The 14,578-nt window shown below is 46.8% G+C and carries 14 protein-coding genes and 1 pseudogene; 8 read left to right on the top strand and 7 right to left on the bottom strand.

Annotated elements, in window-relative coordinates; translation table 11 throughout:
* Positions 1–149: 149 nt before the first annotated feature.
* Positions 150–281: a hypothetical protein gene (locus tag EL645_RS44815; protein ID WP_281276457.1), complete on the bottom strand. Its 132-nt coding sequence runs from the start codon at positions 279–281 to the stop codon at positions 150–152.
* A 642-nt stretch (positions 282–923) separates the two neighbouring features.
* Between EL645_RS44815 and EL645_RS35120 the strand changes: the two genes are divergently transcribed.
* From EL645_RS35120 to EL645_RS35110, 3 genes are read left to right on the top strand one after another with little or no spacing between them, the layout of a single operon-like run.
* A complete protein-coding gene (locus EL645_RS35120; protein ID WP_126557073.1) occupies positions 924–1,430 on the top strand; it encodes a hypothetical protein in 507 nt (168 codons plus the stop codon).
* A gap of 8 nt (positions 1,431–1,438) precedes the next feature.
* On the top strand, positions 1,439–2,290 hold the full coding sequence (locus EL645_RS35115; RefSeq protein ID WP_126557072.1) for a hypothetical protein: 852 nt from the start codon (positions 1,439–1,441) through the stop codon (positions 2,288–2,290).
* Positions 2,291–2,328: 38 nt separating this feature from the next.
* Complete coding sequence (locus EL645_RS35110) at positions 2,329–3,567, top strand: PAS domain-containing sensor histidine kinase (RefSeq protein ID WP_126557071.1); 1,239 nt, start codon at positions 2,329–2,331, stop codon at positions 3,565–3,567.
* A gap of 231 nt (positions 3,568–3,798) precedes the next feature.
* On the opposite strand, the gene EL645_RS35105 is transcribed toward EL645_RS35110, so the two are convergent.
* The gene (locus EL645_RS35105; RefSeq protein WP_126557070.1) at positions 3,799–5,538 is read right to left on the bottom strand and encodes a glycosyltransferase family protein; all 1,740 of its coding nucleotides are present in this window, start codon (positions 5,536–5,538) and stop codon (positions 3,799–3,801) included.
* Positions 5,539–5,932: 394 nt separating this feature from the next.
* Between EL645_RS35105 and trxA the strand changes: the two genes are divergently transcribed.
* The 4 genes and pseudogenes from trxA to EL645_RS43465 all read left to right on the top strand — a co-directional run bounded on the left by trxA (position 5,933) and on the right by EL645_RS43465 (position 7,948).
* Positions 5,933–6,286, top strand: coding sequence for a thioredoxin (gene trxA, locus EL645_RS35100; protein WP_126557069.1), 354 nt, complete (start codon positions 5,933–5,935; stop codon positions 6,284–6,286).
* 298 nt (positions 6,287–6,584) lie between these two features.
* The gene (locus EL645_RS35095; RefSeq protein ID WP_126557068.1) at positions 6,585–6,782 is read left to right on the top strand and encodes a hypothetical protein; all 198 of its coding nucleotides are present in this window, start codon (positions 6,585–6,587) and stop codon (positions 6,780–6,782) included.
* Positions 6,783–7,340: 558 nt separating this feature from the next.
* A pseudogene (locus tag EL645_RS46050) lies at positions 7,341–7,613 on the top strand (DUF4388 domain-containing protein); the annotation flags it as partial.
* Positions 7,614–7,672: 59 nt separating this feature from the next.
* A complete protein-coding gene (locus tag EL645_RS43465; protein WP_246035684.1) occupies positions 7,673–7,948 on the top strand; it encodes a hypothetical protein in 276 nt (91 codons plus the stop codon).
* A 204-nt stretch (positions 7,949–8,152) separates the two neighbouring features.
* On the opposite strand, the gene EL645_RS35085 is transcribed toward EL645_RS43465, so the two are convergent.
* The 3 genes from EL645_RS35085 to EL645_RS35070 form a co-directional block, all read right to left on the bottom strand.
* Positions 8,153–9,274 (bottom strand): dipeptidase, encoded by a 1,122-nt coding sequence (locus EL645_RS35085; protein ID WP_126557066.1) that lies wholly within the window; start codon positions 9,272–9,274, stop codon positions 8,153–8,155.
* Between the two features lie 185 nt (positions 9,275–9,459).
* Positions 9,460–10,407, bottom strand: coding sequence for an aldo/keto reductase (locus EL645_RS35080; RefSeq protein WP_126557065.1), 948 nt, complete (start codon positions 10,405–10,407; stop codon positions 9,460–9,462).
* A gap of 259 nt (positions 10,408–10,666) precedes the next feature.
* Positions 10,667–11,140, bottom strand: a complete 474-nt coding sequence (locus EL645_RS35070; protein WP_126557063.1) for an NUDIX hydrolase N-terminal domain-containing protein — start codon at positions 11,138–11,140, stop codon at positions 10,667–10,669.
* A 615-nt stretch (positions 11,141–11,755) separates the two neighbouring features.
* On the opposite strand from EL645_RS35070, the gene EL645_RS35065 reads away from it, so the two are divergent.
* Positions 11,756–11,935, top strand: coding sequence for a hypothetical protein (locus EL645_RS35065; protein WP_126557062.1), 180 nt, complete (start codon positions 11,756–11,758; stop codon positions 11,933–11,935).
* Between the two features lie 69 nt (positions 11,936–12,004).
* Here the strand turns inward: EL645_RS35065 and EL645_RS35060 are convergent, their stop codons facing one another.
* Positions 12,005–13,384, bottom strand: a complete 1,380-nt coding sequence (locus tag EL645_RS35060; protein ID WP_161977940.1) for an ABC transporter permease — start codon at positions 13,382–13,384, stop codon at positions 12,005–12,007.
* Between the two features lie 84 nt (positions 13,385–13,468).
* Positions 13,469–14,401: an ABC transporter ATP-binding protein gene (locus EL645_RS35055; protein WP_126557060.1), complete on the bottom strand. Its 933-nt coding sequence runs from the start codon at positions 14,399–14,401 to the stop codon at positions 13,469–13,471.
* Positions 14,402–14,578 lie beyond the last annotated feature (177 nt).

The following is a 14,578-nucleotide window of genomic DNA, read 5'->3' as shown; positions in this document are numbered from 1 at the left end:
TCTGGTTGCTTTTATTTCGGGGTGTCTGAGAGGGGGTGATATCCGCTTTACCAGACAATGGTATAAGGATTGGAAAGAAGAAGCAGTATTAACCGAGGCGGGCATGACAATATATACGGCCGCACCTACGATCCATGATAGAGTGCATACTAGACTCGATCGTGGAACTCGTTGCGCCTTTTATCTCTCGCTCGTTTTTCACTATCACGGCGATAGGTCATAAAGGCATAAATACCTAGAAAGATTAACAGGAATACTAACAGGATTAAAAGCGGCGACATACTGCTCTCCTTCTGTGCATACAGCTTGCCCAAAACGTAAAAAATCAGTGGCAAGCACGGCTATATCAGTGCGCCGTACGATCACGCACTCATATGAAGAAAGACACGAAATACATGTGAGTATCGCGCACCCATGGCAGAGATAAGTTTTAAATGCTCTTCCAGAGTTTAATTTATCGTAGCACTGACGCTACTTATTAAGTATACATTATTTTTTACAGCATAACAATATTCATCGAAAAAAACTGCAAACAGTTGACTTTTTATTAAGCCATTTTTTAACCAATTCCTGAGCTTCAATAGTATAAAAAATAATTTATTGTATGGCTCCATGAAATTTCACAAATATTTGTATTTACTTATAAAATAGTGTATACTAAGAGTATCTCATAAACCTTTTTATGAGCCCCGCCCTTTCAGTCATGTCTCTTGTATGAACAGGCGCCAGAACAACCTCTTCACCCTCGGACCATGTCGTCCGAGATGGCTTCGGCCGCTCTCTCCGCTTGTATCTCTCTCTTCAAAAATAAATGATGTCATCGGAAAACATATACGCCATGTGTCGCTTTGCAAAAAAATATTTACATTGCAAGGAAGAAGCTCGGTAAGCATGTCCCTGCTTCATAAAGAAAGGTGACCCCTATGGCAACCTCACAGCAAACAATCCTGTCGTCAAATCAGATCAAAGATACAGGACTCAATAAACAAGCGCTCGAACAAGAGATAGCGGCGACGCTGGAGATAGCTCAAGCGGAAGCGGGCAATGCCACAAAAGGCTCCCATAAAAACAATGATCATTCTCCTATAGAGATACCCTTGCCATCCGTCCCTGATACACGTCCAGTTATCTATCCGACCTGGCCAACATCTCGTCCCGGACCAATAGCGATGGCTCCCCCAGTAGGGCAGCATCCACATCCAGTACGTAGCGATCAGATGGTCTACGAATATTATGATCAAGAACAAGGGAGGCCGGGTGTTCCTCCCACCCCAATATTGGCCACGCGGCAACACCGCGGCAAAACATATCTTCCCGATACTAGCTTCCCGAATATCGTTGCGGAGACAGAGGCACAACAGCGGTGGCTAGATGATGGAGGTTCCCCAGCTAAAGAGGCCACATCTGAGGTCACAAGCTTGAAAGGATAATAAACATTATGACAACACTTACGAAGCGGGAAAACACAGTTGATGACCATGACAGCATCCCCTTTTCGGTACAACTGAGCGAACAATGGTTGCTTGAAAGAACCTACCATGCTCAATTGCTCAATGGGAAGAAACTTTCGATAGCCAATCTTACTGAGGCTATGCAACAACTCATTGATATCGATATTCCCCTCTCATCACAGTCATGGAAATCACTATTGCCTGAGAAGTTGCCGCTAAAGAAGAGCAGCAACTTCTGTGTTCCAATCTCAACCTGGCAAGAGATTACGCAGGAAGAAGCCAAAGCGGCCTATCAGCAGGGAAAACCTGTTTTGCTCTATGGCGAACATACCTGGGAACATCTACAGGAGACGCCTGGCATCTGGCGTCCAAATAAAAATATGCGCACCATCATTTATGGCAACACGCCATACCCGCCAGAGGCCAACTCTAGAACCGAGTGCGCGGTATGTTACCTTAATGTCAGGCAAGGCATCTTCTCAAACGAAACCTGGAAAACCTGGTTCCCTACCGATACAACAGTGCTCTTCAACCACCATGATCAGCCTATCACCTTCTTCCGACCTTACGTGCAATTTCCCTTTACAACACATTACACGATCGTCGACGCCACGGGTAGCGTTACGGAGTATCCAGACCGTGAGGAAGCCCTGAATGGTTTTGTGAGTACGCCCCTGCAAGAGATAAAGCACGGGAACACGGTCCAGATAGTTGCTCCCAACTTCTGCTACTATCACGAGGTCTTATGCCCGAGCGGCACCTACCGGCTCGAGTTTTTCGGGCCACGTATGGATGAACAGGGATATAAAATCAAAGAGCAAACACCTGCTCTTGGCTAGGAGGAGGATACTCATGAAAAACTGCTCGAGGTAACTGTATGGAAGAAAATGTACAGATAGAAGCGGCGGTAAATTCAAATTACGTCGATGATTACCACACCGTCGAACATGATGGTCAATTTTTCAACTCCCATCACATTCAGGAGCAGATAGACCGTATTGCCCAGGCACACAATGCGATCATCATTCGTCTAGATGATCGCATTGTGGCCTGGAATCAGGGAGCGGCAACATTGTATGGATGGAGTGAGGAAGAAGCACGGGGAAAAAAGATTCACATGCTCCTACAAACCCAATTTCAAGAAGCACGGGAAACGATTGAGCATTCACTACACCAGGAAGGCCAATGGGAAGGGCAGATTACACATATCCACCGCACGGGCACCAGTATGACCATCGCAAGCAGACAGGTGCTTGTGCATATGGGACCTCGTCAACCAGCGGTAATTGTAGAGATGAATCGAGACGAGACCGAACGAGCCCTCCTTGTACAGGAACATATTGAAGCAATAGTGCGTGAGCTAGCTTTACAGAAAACAGCACAGCAGATGAACGCATTTGTGGGTATGATCAGTCATGAGCTCAAAACTCCCCTCACGTCCATCAAAGGAAATCTCCAATTATCACAACTTCATCTCACGCGCCTTCAAGAACAGATAGCCATTGATGAAGTCACACGTTATGAACTGACAACTATCCAGCATTCTCTCGCTCGTGCTGATCGTCAGGTCAATATGCAAAATCGCTTAGTCAATGACCTTATTGATGTCTCCCGTATTCAAACCCAGCAACTAAACATGCGCAGAAAACCATGTAATCTGGTACCAATTGTGAATGAAGTACTTGAAGATCAGCGCATCCTTACACCCACACGCCTCATTCAATGGGAAACCGCACTCCTGCAAGCATTTGTGCTGGCAGATGCTGATCGTGTGGGGCAGGTGGTCAACAATTATCTCTCAAATGCGCTCAAATATTCTCCAGAGGATACGCCAGTGAAAGTGCACCTGGAGCCAGAAGAGACAATGATACGGGTGTCAGTAAGCGACCAGGGATCAGGCATCTCAAAGTCGCAGCAACAACTTATTTGGAAGCAATTTCATCGCGTGGAGGATAGCAAAAATCACAATGGAACTGGTGTGAGCCTGGGTCTCGGCCTCTACATTAGTCAAGCGCTGATTGAGCAACAAGGGGGGCAGGTGGGAGTTGAGAGCGCACCTGACAGTGGATCCACATTCTGGTTCACTCTTCCTGCCATCTCTTCTGAAAAGGTATGACATCTATCCTGGTGGGCTAGAAATATCAATTCACCCGGGGGTTGCCGTCTCTTTACTTCCTCTTCCTGGCCAGGTATGAGGGGAATCTATCTGCCCTTTTTTCAATCGTGCTTCCTTTTTTCTGGTTCTTTTCACGGTTTCTCCCTGCAAGGGGAGCCGTTTTTGGTGGGAACGGCTCCCCCCACCGCTTGCGTGGGTCATGTTCGCCTCGCCGATGATACCGGCCTGGTTTTAGGATCTAGGTTCAGGTCTATAAAGTATATAGCCATCCAGCACGTGGCGCACAAAATAGCGCCCTATTTTATCGTTCGTCTTTTTGACCAGGGCCGTTGCCGCCGGCAAGCAATTATATGTGTCTTTGGTTGTAAGACTCAGATCAGTCGCGCACATAAAAGGGGGCCGCTTGGAGTGATCAACGGCAGTCTCAAAGCTTTTGATGCGGTTATGTTTGTTGCTCAGTTGGTCGTCGATAACGGCACAGGTGATCGGATGGCTGGTATTCATGGTAGCAACCACCAGGCTATAGCAGGTCCAGTAGTCTGTGTAGAGGTAGGACACGTGCAATGCCGTCAATTGACTGATGAGATGCTCGCGTCGAGCACTGGCCGCCTGGGCCTTTGGAACTTCAGTAAAAGCAATCCATGTTCCAGCAATAAAAATAACAGCCAGAGCGACTAAAATAGCGCGGCTACCATAGAACCGCAGCCGGGCCCATTTGAGTTCTTGCCGGAGATGCCGTGCCGCATCGTAAAGAGGCGCCAGAATAGCAGGAGTGGCTACCAGCAGGCTAATAATATAGCGCGCATGATAGCCTGGCTGATTAACAGGACCAGCACTGTTGATATAGATCAGGAGGGCCAGGATGGCAGAACCAAGCATACAGAGTCGTGTTACATAAGTGACCTGCTTCTGATGCTGCTCGGCCTCACTTACACCTTCGCGATTTTTCCTGAGATAGCGAAGAGCGATGATCGTAATCGTAATAGACGCGATAATCAACAGGACGTAGCCAATACTCCAACTAGATTGAATAATGCCACAGCCCAAAGATCGACGTGTGTTATCCCCCATAAAAGGATATTCAATCACCGGGCAGAAAGGAGAGGCCGTCGCGGTCGGCAAGCTTACCTGAAACGTTTCAACAATCTTATGCCAGAGGCTCAATTGCTCTGGGGTCGCACTGAGAGGAGCGCTTTCAGCTTTTCCCAACAAGTCATCGATCGGGCTTTTGCCGATTTGTAGTGAATAGATGATCGTTGGTAGCAGGCCAATGGCACCTCCTAAGAGTCCTACCAGCCAACCGCCCCAGATAAAGATCTCGCGCCAGCAAAAAACGAGCAATAGAAGCGTAGCCATCGCATACAGAGCCAGCCCGACCATATCGCTCCAGATGCCAAGTCCTACAATAATGCCAAAGAGCAGATAGCCCAGCAGACGCAAAAGTCTGGTCTTGATAGGAACCTGGCGCTTATAAGTATATGAAAGATATGCGGCTACCAGGAAAGAAAGAGAGCCAAATACCAGCGTCTCAGCAGATCCACCGGTGCCTAAAACCAGGCGACCCACATAGGAAAGGGTAATGACGCCAAGAAATGCCAGTGTCATCAAGGCCAGTTTGGGATTATAGATCAGGCTGGTGAGACGATACATAATAATAAAGAAGAGTCCCATAAGCAAAATAACGCCCAGCCTTAGAGCAGTAATGGATGGCCCCCCGGTTAGGTGATAAAAGAAGGCTCCTAAATATGCCTCGATAACCCCCATATAATCCTGACCATAAAACATCAGTGGCGATTTTCCATGATAAGCAATATCATTGGCAATGATGGCCATGATTCCTTCGTCACTATTGGTGGCAGGCCAATGTAACAAGACAAGAATGACACGTAAAGCCAGAGCAATTGCGATAATTGCAGCTGCAATAAGGCCATATGAATGAAACTTCCGATATAATAAACCAATATCTCGCAAGGTGACTCCTCTGCTTTAGAACATATGCAAAATAACGAATGCCTATGTATTTATCAACAGTATTACGACACTACTTATTGAACGTTTAGAGATTAACAAAAAGCTCTTCGGTGAGACAGATTTCTATTTTTGCAATCCTTTTAATCTATGTTCCCCTTCAGCATGCAACAACCAGTTCTCGGCGTCAATACTGATAAACCAGTCCTGAAGCCTTTGGATAGCATAACAAAGCGCAGAGAAATGAAAACACGCGCCAATACAATCAGTTACTAGCCTATTGTTCTCATCAACGAAAATACATGCAGTACCTGACTCCAATTGGGGCGGGCAGCAGAGAAAAAAGATCGTCGCTAAAAGTTGTATAGACAATATGTTTCAAGCAGGAGGGCCTGCCATGGCGATACACTCCAATCTTTTTACCGTCAATGATATAGCATTCCAGAAGTTCATCAGCCAGCCTGATCAGCCCGTCATCATAGATTTCTGGGCACCCTGGTGTGGTCCCTGTCGTGCAATCGCACCCATCTTTGAACGTTTGAGCGATCAATATCAAGGCAAATTGCGTTTTGCCAGAATGAATATTGACGACGAACCCGAGGCAGCCAAAAGTCTAGGTATTCAGGCTATCCCTACATTGATCGTTTTTCACAAAGGCACCGTGGTTGAACGCATCACTGGCCCAAATCCTACTCAATTACAAGCTGAAATTGAGCGCATCTTGACCAGGATACCAAGTACGACGACTTGAGTTACCATACAGTAACTCAATAGCCCACCAAAAAAGTATGAGCACGCTCTTACACTACACCATAAAACAGGTTCGGGCGCCCCAGCGCACGTCCTCACAGGTGCGGCAGGGCTATTTCATGTTCGTCCAGAGAGTGTACATCTTTCAGGTGTGGAGTATGTGGAGTGGGCGGCCGCGGCCGCCCACTCCACATACTCCACACCCCCAACCCGGCGCCTGCGGCGCCAAAGAGAAACATTAAGGGACGCTTCCTTTCGCGAAAGGAAGCGTCCGTGTTATACTTTAACAGAGGTGTTTTATGGAAAATTTTGATGAACTAGATAATCAGGTCCTGGCCAGACTAATGAAAATAAAGAAGAAGCGAGAAGCTAATCTGCGCTTTCGCGCAGAACAAAAAGAGCGCCTGGAAAAAACACTCAGAGATCCTCTACTTTCACCAATAGCCAAGGGCAATATTGAGAGACAGCTGCGAGAACTTATTACGCCAAATGATTGATCGTAATTGATTTTATATATACGTAGGCAAAAAAATCATCCATATAAAGTAACAATACTACCTCCATCAAACTTCACGTAGTATTGTTACTTTATGTATAAAATACTTATCAAGTGCACGTATTTTAAATCAATATTTTTAATTTAAAAAATATAACCTCTACTTATTTTCCTCTACCCGACAACATTGGCAGCTTGATACAGGCAGCATAGCAAAAACCACAACAATAATTCTGACAAAAATAAATAATATGCCTGAAAAAATGTATTTGCTTTATACTAAATAACAGATGGGACAGGTTAAAAATACTAAAAAATCCACCTAAAACGAATTATACTACTACTAAAAAAATAATCTTCTAACAACTGCATCAAAACATGCTATTCATAAATGTATTGTAAAAGCTGAAGGATATAGGTATAATAATCCTGCTATTTAATTTTCATGACATGGCGTTAAAAACAATCAGTCCGCACAGCAACGATAGATAAATATTTTTACTTAATGCTAAGCTGTGTACTGAAATTAGAACTCATTGACGAGTAGAGTGGTGTAGCTATGCCTCAACAGCGAGAAACTACAACAAATAATCTGGCAGATATTATTCAACTTATCCAGATTGCACACAGAAGTGGTACACTCACGGTCGAACGTGGTGAAGGTCAAGCGTTTGAAGAGGGCACCATTGTTTTTATAAATGGACAAATTACTGAAGCTCAGACCGGTATTTATACTGGCCCGACCGCTTTTAGTTGGCTTAGCACGTGGACAACGTGCCGCTTCGCATTTATTGTGGCAAATGCGTCCCCCAGCAATCCAATCCACCTTCATTCAATGGCCTTACAGCGTCACAGTTATCACCCAGCAATCCCAATAGCAGGAATCAGCCAGTGTCAACCACAAATCCACTACCAAGAATATCACGCCCACTATCCAATACACCAACGCCGACTGTCTTACAAAAACCATACCGTGTTCCAACAAACGGCAATGTGCTGGCTTATATGGAACAGGTAGGGTTAACTCGCGAACATCGACGTTTATATATGTTAATTGATGGTCAACGCACCACCCACGAACTGATTTCATTGATGGGAAAAAATCCAGAAAAAATACTGGAGCTCTTAAACGATCTGGAGAGAACTGGCCTGGTCATGCACAACTAATTCTTGAGCCATTCTCTACCAAAAGGCATCAGCATACACAATAGCCTTAGGTCATCTTGATTGAAGATTGTCACACATTTGACTATATACTTAATATACTCTGTTTTGGCATGAAGCAATCGGAGCGGATATTAGCAGAGGTAGCCATTACTGTTGACCACCCCTGATACATCTACTTCAAGGTCGTGACAATATTCTTTATTATCAGTGCCAGGTTTGCCGAAAAATACGTAGCCAGTTTTCCGAGGCCATCAGCCGTAACGAGCGTTCATCATAGCCACGAGCAGCCAGGGCCGCATAAAGTTTGGGTAAGCCAGTGATATCGTGGAGTTCTTTCGGCATAGTTGCTCCATCATAATCAGTACCAATCGCCACCCGTTCAATCCCCAGATGTTCTACCAGATAATCGACATGACGAATAAGATCTTCCAGTGAGGTCTCCACGTTGCCTTTCCCATCAGGACGGATATCATAGACATTGAAGTTGATACCCACCAGGCCATCGGAGGCCTTAATAGCATCCAGTTGCTTATCGGTCAGATTGCGTGCCGATGGGCAGATGGCATAAGCATTGGAATGGGTCGCTACCAGCGGTGCCTGCGAGAGCTTGGCGACATCCCAGAACCCCTGCTCATTGAGATGAGAGAGATCCAGCATGATCCCTAGTTGATTACAGGCACGCACCAGGGCCTTACCTGCATCCGTTAAACCTGGACCCGTATCAGGAGAGTGGCCGACCACCAGAGGTACCCCATAGCCAAAGACATTAGGGCGGCTCCAGACCGGGCCGAGCGAGCGCAGACCAGCTTGATATAACACATCTAGCGTAGTAAGTTGCGGATCAATCATTTCTGCGCCTTCGATATGCAAAATGGCCGCTATTATCTTTTGCTCCAGACACATTTCCAGTTCAGCAACGCTACGTACAACCTTTAAGCGACCTTGAGAACCAGCCTCCAAACGGTAAAGAGATGAGATAATCTGCCAGGTCGCCTGCTGTGCATATTCATAGCCAATCGCGGGCCTGATATAGCGCTCATACCAGCGCTCAGGAGGGACATCAACCGCCGCAGGGGTAGAGCAACAATCAGCAGCGGCTTTCGGAGTGGGAACATAGACGGCAAAGAATGCCCCACTCATACCTCCATCTTGCGCCCGTGGATAGTCGATGTCACCATCCTGGCTACGCGAAAAGAAACTCTGCACAAACGGTATTTCATCAGCTGGCATGGCCACGGTTGGCTGTTGCGTCTGTTCCATCTCGTAAAAACGGAGCAAGGTATCCATGTGCCCGATCAGCGTTGGATAAATAAATGTATCTGTCATGAGATTATCTTTCTAAAGGGAAAACTATAGGGGTCTGATGTGACTCCTGACGGACGTGCACCGACGCGCCCGAGCTAGTCTTATATGGTGCAAAAAGTGCGAATCGCGCATTTCTTGCACCATATAAAGGTCTATGTCCTTTATGGAAAAACGAGAACACGAAGAGCATAGAAGTCTGAGACGTTCTAAGACAAACGGATAGACTCTATCTCATTCCATAACTCTTCGGGAATGGGCGTCTGGGCCAGCTTCACTGTTTCATCCAGACGCTCTGGACGTGTCATACCAATCACGGTGGAATGAATGCGAGGATCGCGCAGGGAGAATTGCAGGGCCACTGCCGCCAGGGGTATTTGATAGCGCTGACAGGCATCTTCCAGCTTTATGGCCTGCTCTAAGTATGTTTGAGAGGCTGCACCATATTCATAACGTGGATAGGCTCGCGGTCCCTTGGCCAGTATACCACTCCCATAAGGAGCGGCATTCACTGCCCCCACTCTATGCTGCTGGCAAACATCCCAGAAAGCATCTGCATCTGTATTGAGCAAGGTATAGCGATTATGTGAGATGGCCGCCTCAAAGATATCAGTTTCAACGAAGCGCGTCATCAAATCAATCGGGCCGCCAGCTACCCCCAGATGCTCAATTAGACCCTCTTCTTTACAGCGTTGCAACACTTCAACGGGTCCATTGGGGGCCATCGCCTTTTCAAATGTAGTGTGCTCTGGATCGTGTAAATAGAGCAGTGGTAGCCGATCTAAGCCCAGCAAGCGCAGGCTACGCTCAACACTCCTACGCATCTGATCACCACTAAAATCACCTGTCTGCAGGTCGCGATCAGCTTTAGTCGCCAACAAATAGCCAGCAGGCACACCGCCCAATTCTTTCAATACAATGCCAATGCGGCGCTCACTTTCACCATCGCCATAGGATGCCGCTGTATCCAGAAAAGTAATCGGGCTCTTGAAAATGGCGCGAATCGTCTGCAGGGCACGCTCTTCAGAGACAGAATATGCGAAAGTATCAGGCATATCCCCCAGAGGGGCACACCCTACACACAACACTGGCACTTCTAAACCAGTTTTCCCCAAAGTACGAACAGGCAGTGTAGGAGTAGGTTGAGAATATGGCATAAAACTCTCCTTACTAAAAAGCTTCTTCTTTAACAGTATCGTCTACCAGTATCGCACAAAACTAATTAGCTGAGTGCATCAAAATACGCTTTCATATCTCCATGCCAGACTCGAAACGCCTCGGGAATACGCGTTACGTGACCCGGGTCCAGCTCTGCTGGCAAGGCGTTTTCTGGAAACCATTGAATATCCAACGTCTCATGCGCAAATGAAGGAGGAGATACCACGGGAACATCTAATCGTGGACGGCACAAAAAATTTATTTGATAGAGCTGCTGGGATACTCAGTGCCACAAAAACGCGAATCATGAATAGCAATCAAGGCCACAGGCTCGCAAGTCACACCTGTTTCTTCTAACACCTCGCGCACCGCAGCCTGGGCGGGAGTCTCACCCACATCAATCCCACCACCAGGCATGGCCCATAACCCATTATCAGCCCGGCGAATCAATAAAATGCGCCCTTCAGCGTCGATTACGCCTGCATCGCAGGAAGGAATAGGAGAGGAACGAGCAAAAAGAGTCTTCCTCAATGGTTCGACAGCCGTTAGCTCTTGTCCAGTCGCACAGGCAAACAATTCTAGAGCCACAGTCTGAATTTTTTGATAACGCTCTTCCTCATAGATATTTGAAGCATAATGCAAACCGGCGGCCGCCTGCCCACGCAATATATCAGCCCATTGAGCCAGTTGTTGCGTTAAAGATATAGTCTGTCCATCTTTATCCATATTCATATAAAGTTGTTTCCACTCCTATAACATTGAAATAATGATATAACTGTCAGCATACCTATTTTATAGGATATGCGCAAGGCGCACGCTCAAAAAACAGGGCTTTTTTATGTTCCTCTATGGCGCCTGCGGCGCCGGGTTGGAAGGGAGGAGAGTGTGGTGGGCGGCTGCGGCTGCCCACCACACTCTCCTCACCTGAAAGAAGGTCCAGCGTGTCGCTTGCTCGTGCTCTCCGTGTTTGTAGATGGGAGGAGGCTGCGGCTGCCCACCACACTCTCCTCACCTGAAAGAAGGTCCAGCGTGTCGCTTGCTCGTGCTCTCCGTGTTTGCAGGTGGGAGGAGAGTGCAGCCGCCCAACACACACTCCACACTCCACGTATGAAAGAATGGACCTCTTCTCGCTTACTCGTCATTTCTGGACGAACAGTAAAAAGCCCTGCTCCAAAAAATAGTAATAGCGATTAGAACGATGGCCCGCGACCTCAGAATTGGCAGGTCCGAACGTATAGCGCAGCAAGATATACCTATTTTTAGGAGGAATACAATAAATAAAGACATGACGACAGGGCATGGTTTGTTGAAGCTCTTAGATATTGTCACGTACGAAAGGAGTTTACCGTGGAACAAGCCACTATTTATAGTGTCGGTTTTGTGGCGATTGTATATTGCTTATACTTACTTTTCAGTGGTCCTCTAGATAGACAGCCCTATCGCTGTTCAAAATGTGGCTTTGAAACATATAGCGAGATTGAAGCCACCGGCCATGAGAAACTAGAAAATGCCCATAAAGTTAACTAGAGAAGAGAGGAAAAGGAGGCCACCAGCTATTTGCCCTTTTCCTCTCAAATGATCTGCTTCTGACAGAGGCTACTGGCGCAACAACCTGACGATCTGGCGCAGGCCTGGTTTCTGGCCGTACATCAAAATGCCGATCCGATAAATGCGCGCAGAGATCCAGGCACAAATGACAATTGACACCAGCAAAATGCCTATACTGAGGGCAATCTCCCAACTGCTAACAGTATTTGTGGCCACCCGCATCATCATCATTGTCGGAGTCCAGAAAGGAACAAACGACATAATTTTAAACCAGGTGGCTCCAGGTGCCACAGAGCCACCAATAAAGCTGGCCATATAACCAACCATACAGAGAGCGGTTAATGGTCCAACGGCATTCTGTACCTCATCCTGCCGCTTGACCAGGGCACCCAGGGCAGCGAACAGGGTGGAATAGAGTAAAAAGCCCAGGATAAAGTAGACCAGCAATAACAATAGCAGGGTGGTCGAAGTGTGGATGTAGCTGAGATTAAACAGCGTTCCACCAGTCTGCAAGACCGCACTCAAGGGTCCCTGCAACAGCAAACCGATAATACCTGCTCCAACCAGGCACACCATCTGCGTCAACCCGGCAGCCCCAATGCCAATGATTTTGCCCCATAGTAACTGGAACGGCGTGGCGGCATTTACCAGAATCTCCATGATGCGGTTGCCTTTTTCATCGGCGACACCACCAGCCACCCACATACCATACAGGTAGACTGCCATAAAGATCAATACAGTTCCAATCACACCCAGAAAATAACCGCCCGCCAATGATATCAGTGAATCATTGCCGCTCCCCTTCTGGGTATAGACCACATTGAAAACGGGCGGAGCCAGCAAATTCTGGGTTTGCGTGGGACTCAAACCCAGGCGGGACGATTTATCCAGCACACTCAATTGTCCAGCTGTAGTCTGTATCTGGGTCAGATCTGTATCGCTAAGGCTGGCGGAGGCAGTATAGTAAGTGAAGCGCACATCTTTATTGGCAGTACGGTCCAGTACCAGCAGGACATCCAACTTGCCGTCCTTCACATCCTTTTGCAACTGACTGATTGGAGTAGATGTATCGACACGTAAAGCAAAATGTGGCGTTCCCTTGGACTGGCTAGCCTGTTGGCCGGGTATCTGGGCTCCATTGCTGGTCGATCCATTGAGATTGCTATTGAAGTATTGCAGCAGGCGATCTCCACTTAAATCAGCAGTGGTGCCAGCATTATTAACAATTGTGATATGGGATTGAGAATTCGAACGAGCCGCGAAAAACTGGATGACGGTAGGCACACATGAAGCAACCAGGGAGAATAACACGAACAGTATGGTAGTAATAATATAACTGCGCTGGGTGACACGATTTTTATATTCACGACGAACAATCAGACCTATGTTGCGCAATGAATTGCTGCGCGTATCCCCACTGGATCTCACAATCTCAGCCTGATGTACCGATGGCTCAACTTCACGTACAGGGGAAGTGCTGTCTTATTTGACATATATCCTCTTTTTTATGTTTTATGCAACTGTTGCAGGAGCATCAGGCAGGGCAATTTTGCCTACGCGCTCAATAAAGATATCGGTTAGTGAAGGTTCGGCTAATTCAAAACGATTAATTTGACCAGAGTGTTGCAGGGCTGCTTCGAGAATCACATTAGGATTCAGATCTGATCGAATCTGCATCTCAATATAATCCTGGCGCCGCTTGGTCACCTGGACGCCATCCAGGCCATCCAGCCACAGTGCTTCGGGATCATTTTCTAATTTTAAGCGTACGATATTACGTCCATGCTGTCTCCGCACCTCGCGTACACTTCCCTTGACCACTGTTTCCCCTTTATTAATAATCACAATATCTTCACACATCTCCTCGACCTGGTCCAGCTGGTGGGTCGAAAAAATGATTGTTTTACCACGCCGATGCATCTCTAAGAAGGCATCCTTCAACACGATAGCATTCACAGGATCAAGTCCACTGAAGGGTTCGTCCATGATAAGAATAGAGGGATTATGTAGAATAGTAGCCAGGAATTGGATTTTCTGCTGATTTCCTTTGGAAAGGTCTTCTATTTTCTTTTTACGATTTGCATTAATCTGGAAGCGATCCAGCCATTCATCCAGTTCTCTCTTCGCATCTTTTTTGGACAGACCATTCAACTGGGCCAGGAAAAGCAATTGCTCCTCTACACTCATCTTTGAATAGAGACCGCGTTCTTCGGGTAAATATCCCAATTCGCGGCGTGGAATTTCGCGCACATCGCGATCGTTCCAGGTAATCCGTCCGTTATCTGGACGAAAGATATCCAGCACCATCCGCATTGTTGTGGTCTTGCCAGCGCCATTCGAGCCAAGCAGTCCAAACAATGCTCCCTCCCTGACTTCCATAGACAAATTCTTTACAGCCTGAAATTGTCCAAAAGACTTACTTATATTATCTACAACGAGTCCCATTTATAGCTCCTCATCAGGTGTCACAGCCGCTTACCCGTCTAGTTTAGCATAACAATACAATGAGCATTCAAAGCTATCCTATTAACACAGACGTACCTCTTGCTAAAAATAAAATAATATTCCACCCTCATACATCCGGCCGCACAAAAATACACCAGGCAGGTATTCGCCTGCCTG

The sequence above is a fragment of the Dictyobacter kobayashii genome (assembly GCF_003967555.1).
In the GTDB taxonomy this organism is placed as follows: Bacteria; Chloroflexota; Ktedonobacteria; order Ktedonobacterales; family Ktedonobacteraceae; genus Dictyobacter; species Dictyobacter kobayashii.
This window is presented reverse-complemented; position numbering and strand designations above follow the sequence as displayed.